This is a genomic window from Micromonospora sp. LZ37 (genome assembly GCF_059359015.1).
In genome coordinates this window covers 319642-333888 of sequence record NZ_JCADBL010000003.1, presented here as the reverse complement: position 1 = coordinate 333888, position 14247 = coordinate 319642, and the positions used below count along the sequence as shown (strand labels likewise).

Sequence of the window (14247 nt, the reverse complement as noted above, 5' to 3'; positions counted from 1 at the left end):
GCCGGCCGGCTCACCAGACCATCCGCAGCGCCAGCAGCACGATCAGCACGCTGGCCAGCAGCGCGGTGACCAGCCGGCCACGGTCGGAGGTGAGCAGCCGGCCGAGCAGCGAGCCGCCGCCGGCCACCAGCAGCTGCCAGCTCGCCGAGGCGGCGAACGCCGCGGCCACGAAGGTCACCTGGCCGGCGGGCGTCCAGCCACCGGACGCCTGCCGGCCGATCACCAGGGCCACGAAGTAGACGATGGTCATCGGGTTGAGCAGGGTGAGCGCCAGCAGCCCCGCGAAGGCCCGGCCCGGGGTGGACAGACCCCGCTCGGCGCGCGCCGGGCCGACCGGGCGACGGTGCCGGCGCAGCGCGCCCACGGCGAGCTGCCCGGCGAGGAACAGCAGGATCACGACGGCCGCCCAGCGCAACGGGGTCGCCACCGGGCGCACCAGGCCGGCGAGGGCCGCGCCGCCGAGCACGGCCAGCGCCGCGTAGAGGCCGTCCGCCGCGGCCACCCCGAGCGCGGCGGCGGCGCCGACCCGCAACGAGGTACGGGCGGTGAGGCCGATGACCACGATGGCGATCGCCCCGACCGGCACCGCCACCCCGTAGCCGGCGAGCAGGCCGGCGAGCAGCGCGTCACCCATGGCGACGGGTACCGGGTCGCGGCCGCCCCGGCACCGGCCGCTGTCGCCCGGCGACGATGGCCGCGGCGACAGCGACGGTGCGGAACGACTTCGACTCGATCATCGGGCAATTGTGGCCGAGGCCGTCCGGGCCGGGCCAGCGGTTATCCGACGGTGGATCCGGGCCGCGCCGCCCGTACGGGAAAAGGCCCCGACCTGAGTCGGGGCCTTTCCGGTGTCCGGCGGGTCAGACGTTGAAGCCGAGGGAGCGGAGCTGGTCCCGACCCTCGTCGGTGATCTTGTCGGGGCCCCACGGCGGGAGCCACACCCAGTTGATCCGGATGTCGTCGACCAGGCCCCCGCCGGGGCCGGTGGTCAGCGCCTGCCGGGCCTGGTCCTCGATCACGTCGGTCAGCGGGCAGGCCGCCGAGGTCAGCGTCATGTCCAGCGTCGCGACGTTGTCGTCGCCCACGTGCACGCCGTACACCAGGCCGAGGTCGACCACGTTGATGCCCAGCTCGGGGTCGACGACGTCCTTCATCGCCTCCTCGATGTCGGCGACGGCGGCCTTGCCGCCGGTCGCCGCCGTCGCGGCGCCTTCGGTCGCCACGCCACCGGCGGTCGGCGTCGTGGCGGCGTCACCGGCCTCCGGCGTCGCCGTGGTGGCGGTGTCCTCGCTACTCATGCCTTCACCTCCGTCGGGCTCACGCCCACACCGGCGCGTGCCGCGGCGTCCTTGAACGCCATCCACGGCAGCAGCGCGCACTTGACCCGGGCGGGGTAGCGGGCGACACCCGCGAAAGCGACCCCGTCCCCGAGCACGTCCTCGTCGGGCGTGACCTGGCCACGCCCGGACATCAACTCGACGAACGCCTCGTGCACGGCGAACGCCTCACCCGCACCCCGACCGCGCAGCAGCTCGTGCAGCACGCTCGCCGACGCCTGGCTGATCGAGCAGCCCATCCCGTCGTACGAGATGTCGTCGAGCACGTCGCCGCCGGTGGCCACCCGCACGGTGATCTCGTCACCGCAGGTCGGGTTGACGTGGTGCGCCTCGGCGACCCGGGCGTCCGGGTCGTCGGCGTCGCGCAGGCCACGGCCGTGCGGGTGCTTGTAGTGGTCCAGGATGATCTCCTGGTAGAGCTGGTCGAGCTGCATCAGTCGAACACCTTCCGCACCTGCTCGAGACCCGACACCAGGGCGTCGATCTCCTCCGTGGTGGTGTACAGGTAGAACGACGCCCGGGTCATCGCCGGCACGCCGAACCGGGTGCACACCGGCTTCGCGCAGTGGTGCCCCACCCGCACCTGCACGCCGAGCGAGTCGAGGACCTGCCCCACGTCGTGCGGGTGGATGTCACCCAGCGCGAACGAGATCGTCCCGCCCCGGCCCACCGGCACCGACGGACCGAAGACCCGCAGGCCGGGCACGGTGGCGAGGGCGTCCAGCGCGTACGCCGTCAGCTCCTTCTCGTGCCACTGGATGGCGCGCATCCCGATGCCGGTGAGGTAGTCCACCGCCGCGCCGAGCGCGACCGCCTCGGCGATCGGCGGGGTGCCGGCCTCGAACCGGGCCGGCGGCGCGGCGAACGTGGACCGCGCCATCGACACCGTCTCGATCATCGACCCGCCGCCGAACACCGGGGGCATCGCGGCGAGCAGCTCGCCCCGGCCCCAGAGCACACCGATGCCGGTCGGCGCGCACATCTTGTGGCCGGTGAAGACGATGAAGTCGGCGTCGTACTCGACCACGTCCATCGGCATGTGCGGCACCGACTGCGAGCAGTCGAGCAGCAGCAGCGCCCCCACCTCGCGGACCCGCCGGGTGATCCGGGAGGTGGCGTTGACCGTGCCGAGGATGTTGGACATGTGCACCAACGAGACGATCTTCGTCCGCTCGGTGACCAGCTCCTCCAGCCCCGACTCGTCCAGCCGCCCGCTGTCGGTGACCGGGAACCAGCGCAGGGTCGCGCCGGTGCGCTCGCAGAGCAGCTGCCACGGGACGATGTTCGAGTGGTGCTCCATCTCGGAGATCACCACCTCGTCGCCGGGGCCCAGCCGGAACCGGGGGTCGGCGTCGGGCCGCAGCGAGGCGTTGGAGAACGCGTACGCCACGATGTTGATCGCCTCGGTGGAGTTCTTGGTGAACACCACCTCGTCCACGCTCGGCGCGTTGATGAACGCGGCGACCTTCGCCCGCGCGCCCTCGTACGCCTCGGTGGCCTCGGTGCCCAGGGTGTGCACCGAGCGCGACACGTTGGCGTTGTGCGCGGCGTAGTGCTCGGCGAGCACGTCGAGCACCTGCCGGGGCTTGTGCGAGGTGTTGGCGCTGTCGAGATAGACCAGCGGGTGCCCGTTGACCTCCCGGTCCAGGATCGGGAAGTCGGCCCGCACCCGCGCCACGTCGTAGCGGGGCACGTCGTCGTACTGCGGCATGCCCGCCGGGATCGCGATGGAGGTCATCGGTCTGCTCAGGCCCGCGCCGAACCGGCCCCGGCGGCGTAGCGCTCGTAGCCCTCGGCCTCGAGCTTGTCGGCCAGCTCCGGGCCGCCCTGCTCGACGATCCGGCCGGCGACGAAGACGTGCACGAAGTCGGGCTTGATGTAGCGCAGGATCCGGGTGTAGTGGGTGATCAGCAGCACGCCGGTGTCGCCGGTGTCGCGCACCCGGTTGACGCCCTCGCTGACCACGCGCAGCGCGTCGACGTCGAGGCCGGAGTCGGTCTCGTCGAGGATCGCGATCTTCGGCTTGAGCAGCTCCAGCTGCACGATCTCGTGCCGCTTCTTCTCACCGCCGGAGAAGCCCTCGTTGACGTTGCGCTGGGCGAAGGCCGGGTCCATCTGGAGCCGCTCCATCGCGCCGCGCAGCTCGCCACCCCAGGTACGCAGCTTCGGCGCCTCGCCGTCGATGGCGGTCTTGGCGGTGCGCAGGAAGTTCGCCACCGAGACGCCCGGAACCTCGACCGGGTACTGCATGGCCAGGAAGAGGCCGGCGCGGGCCCGCTCGTCGACGGACATGGCCAGCACGTCCTCGCCGTCGAGGGTCACCGAACCGCCGGTGATCTCGTACTTGGGGTGACCGGCGATCGAGTACGCCAGGGTCGACTTGCCGGAGCCGTTCGGGCCCATGATCGCGTGGGTCTCACCCGACTTCACGGTGAGGTCGACACCGGCCAGGATCGGCTTGAGCTCACCCTCGGGCAGCTTGACCGACACCTTCAGGTCGCGGATCTCCAGGGTGCTCATTATCGGGTCACTCCATTGCTCGGCGTCAGGCTGACGTAGATGTCGCCGTCGCGGACTTCGACGGGATAGACGGGAACGGGTTCGGTGGCGGGCAGCCCGGTGGGCTCACCCGTCCGCAGGTCGAAACGGGATCCGTGCAGCCAGCATTCCAGCGTGCACCCCTCGACCTCGCCCTCGGAGAGGGCGACCGCGGCGTGCGAGCACTCGTCGTGGACGGCGTGGAAGCTGCCGTCCTCGGCGTGCACGAGCGCGATCTGGGTGCCGTCGACGTCGGCACTGATCGCGGTGCCCTTCGGCACGTCCTCGGTCGAACAGATCCGGATCATCACGCGCCGGCCTTCGCCAGCCGGGCCTCGATCGCGTCCCCCAGGCGCTCACGCAGCGACTCGACCGGGATCTTGTTGATCAGCTCGGCGAAGAAGCCCCGGACCACCAGGCGACGGGCCTCACCCTCGGGGATGCCCCGGGCCATCAGGTAGAAGAGCTGCTCGTCGTCGAAGCGGCCGGTCGCGCTGGCGTGGCCGGCGCCGGCGATCTCGCCGGTCTCGATCTCCAGGTTGGGTACGGAGTCCGCCCGCGCGCCGTCGGAGAGCAGCAGGTTCCGGTTGATCTCGTACGTGTCGGTGCCGGTCGCCTCGGCGCGGATCAGCACGTCGCCCACCCAGACGGTGTGCGCGTCGTCGCCCTGCAGGGCGCCCCGGTAGCCGACGTAGCTGCGGCAGTCCGGCACGTTGTGGTCGACCAGCTGCCGGTGCTCCAGGTGCTGGCCGCCGTCGGCGAAGTAGACGCCGTACAGCTCGGCCTCGCCGCCCCGGCCGGTGTACTCCACCGAGGTGTACTGCCGGACCAGGTCACCGCCGAGGCTGACCTGGACGTGCACCACCCGGGCGTCCCGACCCAGCTTGATCTTGAGGTGCTGCGCCTGGACCGCGTCGGCGGCCCAGTCGGCGACGGTGACCAGGGTCAGCTTCGCCCCGTCGGCGACCGTCACCTCGACGTTGTCGGCCAGCGTGACCGAACCCTCCTGGGAGAACACGACCGTGGCCTCCGCGAACCGACCCACCTGGACCTGGGTCCGGGCGAAGGAGAACTCCTCGGGGAACGCGCCCAGCAGCCGCACGACCACCGGCTCGGACACCACGGCCTCGGCCGCCACCTCGACCAGTGCGACCTTCGCCGCCCCGCCGTGGGCCAGCGCGCTGATCCGGTCGACCGGCACCAGCACCGACGCGACGCTGGCGTCGGTCGGCTCGACGAGCCGCACCGACACCCCGGCCGGCAGGCGCGGGTGCTCCACCGTGACACCCCGACCGGTGGCGGCCGACGTGTCCGCCGTGGCCAGGCCACGGAGGCGCTTGAGCGGGGTGAAGCGCCACTCCTCCTCCAGGCCGGTGAGGGCCGGGAAGTCGGTGACGTCGTACGAGCGGAGCGCCTGCGACTTGGTGCTGGGCGGCGCGGAAGCCTGGGTAGTCATCTCTTCCTTGGTCTGTTCTGGCGACGATGGAGTCAGGTGAGCGGACGGTGGGCCGGCGCGGGCCGGCCCACCGGGTGGGGCGGCGGCGTCAGCCGACCGCGCCCTCCATCTGCAGCTCGATCAGGCGGTTGAGCTCCAGGGCGTACTCCATCGGGAGCTCCTTGGCGATCGGCTCGATGAAGCCGCGCACGATCATGGCCATCGCCTCGTCCTCGCTCAGACCGCGGCTCATCAGGTAGAAGAGCTGGTCGTCGCTGATCTTCGAGACGGTCGCCTCGTGCCCCATCGACACGTCGTCCTCGCGGATGTCGACGTACGGGTAGGTGTCCGAGCGGGAGATGGTGTCGACCAGCAGCGCGTCGCACTTGACCGTGCTCCGGCTGTGGTGCGAGCCCTCCAGCACCTGCACCAGACCCCGGTAGGAGGTCCGGCCGCCGCCCCGGGCGATCGACTTCGAGACGATGGTCGAGGAGGTGTGCGGCGCGGCGTGCACCATCTTGGCGCCGGCGTCCTGGTGCTGGCCCTCGCCGGCCATGGCGACCGAGAGCACCTCGCCCTTGGCGTGCTCGCCGGTCATGTAGACCGCCGGGTACTTCATGGTGACCTTGGAACCGATGTTGCCGTCGACCCACTCCATGGTCGCGCCCTCGTGGCAGACGGCACGCTTGGTGACCAGGTTGTAGACGTTGTTCGACCAGTTCTGGATGGTCGTGTAGCGGCACCGGGCGTTCTTCTTGACGATGATCTCCACCACCGCGCTGTGCAGCGAGTCGGAGGAGTACAGCGGCGCGGTGCAGCCTTCGACGTAGTGCACGTACGCACCCTCGTCGACGATGATCAGCGTCCGCTCGAACTGGCCCATGTTCTCCGTGTTGATCCGGAAGTAGGCCTGCAGCGGGATCTCCACCTGCACGCCCTTCGGCACGTAGATGAACGAGCCACCGGACCACACGGAGGTGTTCAGCGCGGCGAACTTGTTGTCGCCGACCGGGATCACCGTGCCGAAGTACTCCTTGAAGATGTCCTCGTGCTCGCGCAGCGCGGTGTCGGTGTCCAGGAAGATGACACCCTGCTCCTCGAGGTCCTCACGGATCTTGTGGTAGACCACCTCGGACTCGTACTGCGCGGCGACACCGGCGACCAGGCGCTGCTTCTCCGCCTCCGGGATGCCCAGCCGGTCGTAGGTGTTCTTGATGTCCTCGGGCAGGTCCTCCCAGCTGGTGGCCTGCTTCTCGGTGGACCGCACGAAGTACTTGATGTTGTCGAAGTCGATCCCGGTGAGGTCGGCGCCCCAGGACGGCATCGGCTTGCGACCGAACAGCCGCAGCCCCTTCAGGCGCAGGTCGAGCATCCAGGCCGGCTCGCTCTTCTTCGCCGAGATGTCCCGCACCACCGCCTCGTTGAGGCCGCGCTGGGCGACCGCCCCGGCGACGTCGGGGTCGGACCAGCCGTACTCGTAGCGACCGAGGGCGGCGAGCTGCTCTTCCTGGGTCAGGGGCTGGACGATCTGCTCGGTCATCTATCTGTCCTCACAGTGGTGACGGTGTTACCGGACTGGGCACGCGGCTGGGCCGGGATGTGCGTGGTGCACACCCCGTCGCCGTGCGCGATGGTTGCCAGGCGCTGCACGTGGGTGCCGACCAGACGGGAGATGACCGCGGTCTCGGCCTCGCACAGCTGGGGGAACTCGGCGGCCACGTGCGCCACCGGGCAGTGGTGCTGACAGAGCTGGCCGCCGGAGGCGATCGTGGACGCGTTCGCAGCGTAGCCCTCGGCGGTGAGCGCGCTCGCGAGCGCCTCGGCCCGCGCGAGCGGGTCGTCGCCGGCGTCCTCCATGGCGGCCCGGCAGCGGGCCTCCAACGCGGCGACCTGGTCGGCGGCGAACGCCTCGACCGCGTCGGAACCGCCGTTGCGGGCGATCCAGCGCAGCGCGGCGGTGGCCATGTTGTCGTAGTGGTGGGTGCCGCAGCGCACCCGGGCGGCCTCGGTCAGCAGGAACACCTTCGCCGGCCGGCCCCGCCCGCGGCTGCCGCGCACGGCCTGCTCACGGGCGACCACGTCACCGTCGGCGAGCATCGCGTCGAGGTGCCGGCGGATCGCGGCCGGGCTGAGCCCGAGCGCTGAGCCGAGCTGGGCGGCGGTGGTCGCCCCCCGCTCCAGCAGCAGCTGGGTCACGCGGTCCCGGGTGGAAAGATCGGTGGACGACGCGGCAGCACCAGCGACCGTCCCGGTCGCCGGCTGCTGCTCGGAGAGCGCCGCCGCGTTTTTCACAACGCCAACGTTACGTAATTCGCCGGAGGCCCGCAAACCCGGGTCCCGGTGATCCCCGACACCGGGCCGGCGGAGTCACCCGATCGGGATCCACTACGGTGCGTAGGATTCGCTCCGTGAAGCGATCCGTCCGGTTCCCGGTCTCCGCCGCTCTGCTGCGCCGCCTCGCGTACGCCTCGATCGTGGCAAACGTGGCCATCGTCGTGACCGGTGGGGCCGTCCGGCTCACCGCCTCCGGGCTCGGCTGCCCGACCTGGCCCCGGTGCACCGACGAGTCGTACACCACCACCGCCGAGATGGGCGTGCACGGGGTGATCGAGTTCGGCAACCGGCTGCTCACCTTCGCGGTGGGGATCATCGCGCTGGCCACCGTGCTCGCGGTGCTGGCGCACCGGCCGCGGCGCAAGGGGCTGCTGGGACTGGCGGTGGCGGTGTTCCTCGGCATCCCCGCGCAGGCGGTCATCGGCGGGATCACCGTGCTGACCAACCTCAACCCGTGGGTGGTCGGGCTGCACTTCCTCGCCTCGATGGCGGTCATCGCGGCCGCGTACGCGCTCTGGCGGCGGATCAAGGACCCGGACGGCCCGGCGGTGCCGGTGGTACCCGGCCCGCTGCGCACGCTGGCGGTGCTCACCACCGTGGCCAGCGTGGCGGTGCTCGTGGTGGGCACCTGGGTCACCGGCAGCGGCCCGCACGCCGGCGACGGCGGCGCGGCCCGCAACGGCCTCGACCCGGAACAGATCTCCCAGGTGCACGCCGACGCGGTCTTCCTGTTGCTCGGCCTCTCGGTGGCGCTGGTCTTCGCCTTCCGGGCGGTCGGCGCGACCGGCCCGGCCCGCGCCGCCGGGGTGCTGCTCGCGGTGGAGCTGGGTCAGGGCGTGATCGGCTTCGTGCAGTACTTCACCGACCTGCCGGCGCTGCTGGTCGGCGCGCACATGCTCGGCTCCTGCCTGGTGCTGCTGGCCACCCTGTCGGTGCTCTGGTCGACCCGCGAACGCCGCCCGGCCCCCACCCCGGCCACCGTCGCCGCCCCGGCGGAGCGGGTCCCCGCCGCCGCCTGACCCCACCCCTCCGCTCCCCTCCACCGCCCCGGGACGGCCGCCGCCCCGGGACGCCGGCGACGCCCTTCGCGGCGTAGACGGCCGCCGCCCCGGGATACCCACGACGCCCTTTGCGGTGTGTCGCGGCATCCCCGCGGCGGGACACCCCGACACACCGCGAACGGCGTCGACTGCCCAGGGCCGACGAGGCGGGTGGCAGCGGCGGCTCGGCCAGGGGGCGCACCTACGGTGTGGACGCTTTAGAGCTGATGACGTGAACGACTCAGCGGTCGGCGGGACGGGCGAACCGTTTACGTCATCAGCTCTAAAGGATCCGACGAACACACCCGCCCCCATCGCCTGAGTCGATCGCCCGGCGCCCACGCGCTGCCGGCAGCGGCACCGATGCGACCGAGGCGGCGGCCTGCGGCGGCGGCACCGCTACGACCCCTACGGCGGCGGCACCGCGCCGACAACCCCGGCCAGCGCCGACGCCCCAGACCGGGCGCCGACACCCAGGCCGGGCGCCGACACCCGGGCCGGCCGGGACGCGCCGGGACGCGCCGGGACGCCCAGCCGCAGCGGCGGCGGGCTCGGGATGCCGCTGCCGTTTGCCGCATGTTCCGGCAACCCAGCCGCCGGATACCCCGACCCACCGCAAACGGGGTCGATCACTCGCGGACCGGCACCCGGTCCCCGTTCAGGGGACGGGGAGGGAGGGCGGTCAGGGGCGGGTCAGGCAGGTCAGGATGGCGTCGGCGAGGCGGTCGGGGGCGCCGTCGGCGTACCCGATGAAGAGCGACGGCTCGGTCAGCTCCAGCTCCACCAGGACGGGCGTGCCGTCCGGGCCGGGGATGAGGTCCACCCGGGCGTAGAGCAGCCGCTCCGCCCCACCCGGCACGGCCGCGAGGACCTGCTCAGCGACGGACAACTGCTCGGGCGTCGCCGTCCGGGCGGTGATCTCCTCGGGCTTGTAGAGCCCGTCGACGCCGAGGTCCGGGCCGGTCAGCATCGGACCCTTGCGGATCGCGTGGCTGAACGCCAGCCCGCCCGGACCAGCCAGGAAGAGCAGGGCGGTCTCCCCGGCGGTGTCGACGGCGGCGAGGTACGGCTGCACCATGGCCACCCGGCCGGCGTCGGCGAGCCGCCGTACGTGCGCCTCGGCCAGTTCGCGGTGCTCCGGGTCGGCCAGGTCGTACCGGCCGGTGTCCTGGCTGCCCGCGCTGACCGCCGGCTTGATCACGTACTCGCCGTGGTCGGCCGGCAGGGTCCAGGACTCCCCCGGCAGCACCCAGGCGGTCGGCACCGTCGGCACCCCGGCCGCGGTGAGCTGGCCGAGGTAGCGCTTGTCGGTGTTCCAGCGCACCACGTCGGCCGGGTTGACCAGCCTCGGCACGGTCGCCGCCCAGGCCACGAACTCGTCGCGCCGCAGCGCGTAGTCCCAGGGCGAGCGGAGCACGGCCAGGTCGTAGCCGCACCAGTCCACCGCTGGGTCGTCCCAGACCGCCACGTCGGCGAGGACACCGCGGGCGGCCAGCGGCGGGAGCACGAGCCGGTCGTCCGGGTCGAGGTCGGCCAGGCCGGAGCAGGTAATGAGAGCGACCCGGGGTTCCCCCCGGGTCGGCTGGTGGTCGTTGGTCAATTTATGTCAACGGGCCATCGTGCGCCGGGCCATCGACCGCCAGAGGTCGTTGCTCGGACGCATCTGGTCCATCAGTTCACGCTCCCAGGCGTTCTCGACGGTGACTCCCGCCTTGGCGCACGCCTGCCGCGCGACGACGGTGTCGTCGGCGAACTGGTCGGCCCACTCCCCGTCCTCACCGACCAGGACGATCCGTGCGCCCCGCTTGCCGACGTACTCGATGACCGCCTTCGCGCCGCCGTGCCCGGCGGCGAACGACTTGATGCCCGAGACCAGCCCGTTCGGGGCCTGCTCGGCGGTCTGATCGGCCGTCAGCGTCGTATCGGAACCATCTGCCATAACGCGAAGCCTAAGCAGACATCCACCCGCACGCGCGAGAACCATGAACCTTTTGTGATGCCAATTACCTGCGGGTTTAAGGAAGACCACAGGTAACTTGCCCGCACATGTCGGATAAGGGCCCCCAAAACGGGCGGCCGATACGCGGTTTCTGTCCGACATGCGGGAGCTCGACGGCACCCCGAGGAAAACTCGAAAATGTCACACCGGACACGCCTGGAACGGCGTGTCCGGTGTGGGGTCGTCCCTGTGCCGGTCAGATCAGCGCGTCGAGCGCGACCGCGGCGAAGACGATGGTCAGGTAGGTGGTGGACCAGTGGAACAGCCGCATCGGCTTGACCGCCTCACCGCGCACCACCCGGCGGCAGAGCTTGTGCGCCTCGACCAGGAAGATCCCGCCGACGACCAGGGTGGGCACGCCGTAGATCGCGCTCATGCCCAGCGGCCAGGCCGCCAGCGAGGTCAGCACGGTGAGCCAGGCGAAGATCAGGATCTCGGCGTTGACCCGGCGGGCGGAGGCCACCACCGGCAGCATCGGGATGCCCGCCCGGGCGTAGTCGTCCTTGTACTTCATCGCCAGGGGGTAGAAGTGCGGCATCTGCCAGAAGAAGACCACCGCGAACAGCGCCCAGGCGGCCGGCGCCAGCGAGCCGGTCACCGCGGCCCAGCCGATCAGCACCGGGGCGGCCCCGCACGCCCCGCCCCAGAAGGTGTTCGCGGTCGTGGTGCGCTTCAGCCAGAGGGTGTAGACGAGGTCGTAGTAGAGGATCGCCGCGAGGGTGAGGCCGGCGGCGAGCAGGTTGGTGAACGCCGCCATCAGCGCGATCGACACCGCCGCCAGCACCAGCCCGAAGACCAGCGCGTTGCGCGGCGACACGGTGTGCGCCGGCAGTGGGCGGCGCTTGGTGCGCCGCATCAGCTGGTCGATGTCCCGGTCGATGTAGCAGTTGAGCACGCTGGCCGCGCCGGCGGCGAGCGAGCCGCCCAGCAGCACCACGGCGACCAGCCAGAGCGACGGCATGCCGCCGTCGGCGAGCATCATCGCCGGCACCGTGGTGACCAGCAGCAGCTCGACGATGCGGGGCTTGGTCAGCGCCACGTACGCGGCGATCACCCCCCGGACGTCGCGGGCGGCCTCCTCGGGCACCGTGCGCACCGGCGGCTGCCCGGCAGAGTTGCTGACGGGGCGCTCGGTGATCATGCTCACGGATTGCCACCTTCCGGCGTCGGCAGAGGAGATCGGATCGGGCGGGCCCGCAGGGGCCCACACACCGCCCCACACACTACGCGTCGTCGTTTTGGCTGCCCGGGCGACCCGACAACGGTGCGGGGCGTCACACTCCGGGCCGAACGACCAGCCGGTCGGACACGTAGGTCACGCCGTGCACTGATCCCCGGGCGGACGTTTACGGCGGCTCGATAGGGTCATCAGTGAGGGTTCCGCCCATCTGCCGAGGAGCACAACCATCGTGGCTGCCAACCGTCCCGAGCACCCCGCACTCAACTGGTCCGACCTCGACCGCCGGGCCGTGGACACCGTCCGCGTGCTGGCCATGGACGCCGTGGAGAAATCCGGCAACGGCCACCCGGGCACCGCGATGAGCCTCGCGCCCGCGGCCTACCTGCTCTTCAACCGGGTCATGCGGCACAACCCGACCGACCCGAACTGGCCCGGCCGGGACCGGTTCGTGCTCTCCGCCGGCCACTCCAGCCTCACCCTCTACATCCAGCTCTTCCTCGCCGGCTATCCGCTGGCCCTGGACGACCTCAAGTCGCTGCGGCAGTGGGGCTCGCTGACCCCGGGTCACCCGGAGCACGGGCACACCCCGGGCGTGGAGACCACCACCGGTCCGCTCGGCCAGGGGCTCGGCAACGCCGTCGGCATGGCGATGGCGGCCCGCCGCGAGCGTGGCCTCTTCGACCCCGAGGCCGAAGCCGGTGAGTCGCCCTTCGACCACGACATCTGGTGCATCGCCTCCGACGGCGACATCGAGGAGGGCATCTCCCACGAGGTCAGCTCGCTCGCCGGTCACCAGCAGCTCGGCAACCTCTGCGTGATCTACGACGACAACGAGATCTCCATCGAGGACGACACCCGGATCGCCAAGAGCGAGGACGTGGCGGCCCGCTACGAGGCGTACGGCTGGCACGTGCAGACCGTCGACTGGCGTACCGGCGACGCCGACCAGGGCGACTACCACGAGGACGTGGAGGCGCTGTACCAGGCGCTGCTGGCCGCCAAGGCGGAGACCGGCCGTCCCTCCTTCATCGCGCTGCGCACCATCATCGGCTGGCCCGCGCCGAACAAGAAGAACACCGGCAAGATCCACGGCTCGGCGCTCGGCGCCGACGAGGTGAAGGCCACCAAGGAGATCCTCGGCTTCGACCCGGAGCAGACCTTCCAGATCGACGAGGACGTCCTCAAGCACGCCCGCAAGGTGCTGACCCGCGGCGCGGAGCAGGAGCAGGCCTGGACCCCGCTCTTCGACGCCTGGGCCGAGGCCAACCCGGAGCGCAAGGCGCTCTACGACCGGATGGCCGGCCGGGTCCTGCCACAGGGCTGGACCGACGCGCTGCCGACCTTCCCCACCGACGCCAAGGGCCTCGCCACCCGGGCCGCCTCCGGCAAGGTGCTGGAGGCGCTCGCCCCGGTGCTGCCGGAGCTGTGGGGCGGCTCGGCCGACCTCGCCGAGAGCAACAACACCACGATGAAGGGCGAGCCCTCGTTCATCCCGGCCGCCCACGCGACCAAGGACTTCCCGGGCCACGAGTACGGCCGTACGCTGCACTTCGGCATCCGTGAGCACGCCATGGGCGCGATCCTCAACGGCATCGCCCTGCACGGCGGCACCCGCCCGTACGGCGGCACCTTCCTGGTCTTCAGCGACTACATGCGCCCGTCGGTCCGGCTCGCCGCGCTGATGAAGCTGCCGGTGACCTACGTCTGGACGCACGACTCGATCGGCCTGGGCGAGGACGGCCCGACCCACCAGCCGGTGGAGCACCTGACCGCGCTGCGCGCCATTCCCGGCCTGGACGTGGTCCGCCCGGCCGACGCCAACGAGACCGCGTGGGCGTGGCGGCAGGCCCTCGAGCACACCGACCGTCCCACCGCGCTGGCGCTGAGCCGCCAGCCGCTGCCGACCCTGGACCGGGAGCAGCTGGGCAGCGCCGAGGGCGTCACCAAGGGCGGGTACATCCTCGCCGAGGCGTCCAACGGCAAGCCGCAGGTGATCATTATCGGCACCGGTTCCGAGGTGCAGCTCTGCCTGACCGCCCGGGAGCGGCTGGAGGCCGACGGCACCCCGACCCGGGTCGTCTCGATGCCCTGCCAGGAGTGGTTCTACGAGCAGGACGAGGCCTACCGGGAGTCGGTCCTGCCGCGCGGGGTAAAGGCACGGGTGAGCGTGGAGGCGGGGATCGCGATGTCGTGGCGCGGGATCGTCGGGGACAGCGGCGAGAGCGTGAGCCTGGAGCACTACGGCGCGAGCGCCCCGCACACCGTGCTCTTCGAGCAGTTCGGGTTCACCCCCGACCGGATCGTGGCCGCCGCGCACGCGGCGCTGACCCGGGTGGGCGACATCACCGGTTTCACGACCGGCAACTGAGGGGAGCGTGGACGGC

At 71.6% G+C, this 14247-nt stretch carries 14 protein-coding genes; 2 read left to right on the top strand and 12 right to left on the bottom strand.

Annotation, left to right across the window (positions count from 1 at the left end):
- Positions 1 to 10: 10 nt before the first annotated feature.
- The 9 genes from AC5L3Z_RS09175 to AC5L3Z_RS09135 all read right to left on the bottom strand — a co-directional run bounded on the left by AC5L3Z_RS09175 (position 11) and on the right by AC5L3Z_RS09135 (position 7602).
- Complete coding sequence (locus AC5L3Z_RS09175) at positions 11 to 634, bottom strand: LysE family transporter (protein WP_494841046.1); 624 nt, start codon at positions 632 to 634, stop codon at positions 11 to 13.
- A gap of 226 nt (positions 635 to 860) precedes the next feature.
- Positions 861 to 1298, bottom strand: coding sequence for a metal-sulfur cluster assembly factor (locus AC5L3Z_RS09170; RefSeq protein WP_494841044.1), 438 nt, complete (start codon positions 1296 to 1298; stop codon positions 861 to 863).
- A complete protein-coding gene (sufU, locus tag AC5L3Z_RS09165) occupies positions 1295 to 1771 on the bottom strand; it encodes a Fe-S cluster assembly sulfur transfer protein SufU (protein ID WP_494841042.1) in 477 nt (158 codons plus the stop codon). Before sufU ends, AC5L3Z_RS09170 begins: the two co-directional genes overlap by 4 nt.
- Positions 1771 to 3075 carry a cysteine desulfurase gene (locus AC5L3Z_RS09160; protein ID WP_494841041.1) on the bottom strand — a complete coding sequence of 435 codons (1305 nt, stop codon included), beginning with the start codon at positions 3073 to 3075 and terminating at the stop codon, positions 1771 to 1773. The genes sufU and AC5L3Z_RS09160 overlap by 1 nt, the downstream gene beginning before the upstream one ends.
- Positions 3076 to 3083: 8 nt before the next feature.
- Positions 3084 to 3857: a Fe-S cluster assembly ATPase SufC gene (gene sufC / locus AC5L3Z_RS09155; RefSeq protein ID WP_436682283.1), complete on the bottom strand. Its 774-nt coding sequence runs from the start codon at positions 3855 to 3857 to the stop codon at positions 3084 to 3086.
- A complete protein-coding gene (locus AC5L3Z_RS09150) occupies positions 3857 to 4183 on the bottom strand; it encodes a non-heme iron oxygenase ferredoxin subunit (RefSeq protein WP_334522861.1) in 327 nt (108 codons plus the stop codon). The genes sufC and AC5L3Z_RS09150 overlap by 1 nt, the downstream gene beginning before the upstream one ends.
- Complete coding sequence (gene sufD, locus AC5L3Z_RS09145; protein WP_494841039.1) at positions 4183 to 5331, bottom strand: Fe-S cluster assembly protein SufD; 1149 nt, start codon at positions 5329 to 5331, stop codon at positions 4183 to 4185. The genes AC5L3Z_RS09150 and sufD overlap by 1 nt, the downstream gene beginning before the upstream one ends.
- 88 nt (positions 5332 to 5419) lie before the next feature.
- Positions 5420 to 6850: a Fe-S cluster assembly protein SufB gene (gene sufB / locus AC5L3Z_RS09140; RefSeq protein ID WP_334522808.1), complete on the bottom strand. Its 1431-nt coding sequence runs from the start codon at positions 6848 to 6850 to the stop codon at positions 5420 to 5422.
- Positions 6847 to 7602, bottom strand: a complete 756-nt coding sequence (locus tag AC5L3Z_RS09135) for a helix-turn-helix transcriptional regulator (protein WP_494841038.1) — start codon at positions 7600 to 7602, stop codon at positions 6847 to 6849. The genes sufB and AC5L3Z_RS09135 overlap by 4 nt, the downstream gene beginning before the upstream one ends.
- Before the next feature lie 98 nt (positions 7603 to 7700).
- On the opposite strand from AC5L3Z_RS09135, the gene AC5L3Z_RS09130 reads away from it, so the two are divergent.
- Positions 7701 to 8663: a COX15/CtaA family protein gene (locus AC5L3Z_RS09130; protein ID WP_494841036.1), complete on the top strand. Its 963-nt coding sequence runs from the start codon at positions 7701 to 7703 to the stop codon at positions 8661 to 8663.
- 703 nt (positions 8664 to 9366) lie between these two features.
- Here AC5L3Z_RS09130 and AC5L3Z_RS09125 read toward each other — a convergent pair.
- The 3 genes from AC5L3Z_RS09125 to AC5L3Z_RS09115 all read right to left on the bottom strand — a co-directional run bounded on the left by AC5L3Z_RS09125 (position 9367) and on the right by AC5L3Z_RS09115 (position 11830).
- Positions 9367 to 10284 carry an ATP-grasp domain-containing protein gene (locus AC5L3Z_RS09125; protein WP_494841034.1) on the bottom strand — a complete coding sequence of 306 codons (918 nt, stop codon included), beginning with the start codon at positions 10282 to 10284 and terminating at the stop codon, positions 9367 to 9369.
- Between the two features lie 6 nt (positions 10285 to 10290).
- Positions 10291 to 10623 (bottom strand): hypothetical protein, encoded by a 333-nt coding sequence (locus AC5L3Z_RS09120; protein ID WP_334615272.1) that lies wholly within the window; start codon positions 10621 to 10623, stop codon positions 10291 to 10293.
- A gap of 256 nt (positions 10624 to 10879) precedes the next feature.
- The gene (locus tag AC5L3Z_RS09115; protein ID WP_494841032.1) at positions 10880 to 11830 is read right to left on the bottom strand and encodes a heme o synthase; all 951 of its coding nucleotides are present in this window, start codon (positions 11828 to 11830) and stop codon (positions 10880 to 10882) included.
- Between the two features lie 262 nt (positions 11831 to 12092).
- Between AC5L3Z_RS09115 and tkt the strand changes: the two genes are divergently transcribed.
- Entirely contained in the window at positions 12093 to 14231 is a 2139-nt protein-coding gene (tkt, locus tag AC5L3Z_RS09110) for a transketolase (RefSeq protein WP_494841031.1), read from the top strand.
- Positions 14232 to 14247 lie beyond the last annotated feature (16 nt).

Excerpts from the sequence above, each read along its gene's own strand:
- sufU (WP_494841042.1), bottom strand. The coding sequence starts at position 1,771 with ATGCAGCTCGACCAGCTCTACCAGGAGATCATCCTGGACCACTACAAG.
- sufC (WP_436682283.1), bottom strand. The coding sequence starts at position 3,857 with ATGAGCACCCTGGAGATCCGCGACCTGAAGGTGTCGGTCAAGCTGCCC.
- AC5L3Z_RS09120 (WP_334615272.1), bottom strand. The coding sequence starts at position 10,623 with ATGGCAGATGGTTCCGATACGACGCTGACGGCCGATCAGACCGCCGAG.
- AC5L3Z_RS09175 (WP_494841046.1), bottom strand. The coding sequence starts at position 634 with ATGGGTGACGCGCTGCTCGCCGGCCTGCTCGCCGGCTACGGGGTGGCG.
- AC5L3Z_RS09170 (WP_494841044.1), bottom strand. The coding sequence starts at position 1,298 with ATGAGTAGCGAGGACACCGCCACCACGGCGACGCCGGAGGCCGGTGAC.
- sufD (WP_494841039.1), bottom strand. The coding sequence starts at position 5,331 with ATGACTACCCAGGCTTCCGCGCCGCCCAGCACCAAGTCGCAGGCGCTC.
- AC5L3Z_RS09160 (WP_494841041.1), bottom strand. The coding sequence starts at position 3,075 with ATGACCTCCATCGCGATCCCGGCGGGCATGCCGCAGTACGACGACGTG.
- AC5L3Z_RS09150 (WP_334522861.1), bottom strand. The coding sequence starts at position 4,183 with ATGATCCGGATCTGTTCGACCGAGGACGTGCCGAAGGGCACCGCGATC.
- sufB (WP_334522808.1), bottom strand. The coding sequence starts at position 6,850 with ATGACCGAGCAGATCGTCCAGCCCCTGACCCAGGAAGAGCAGCTCGCC.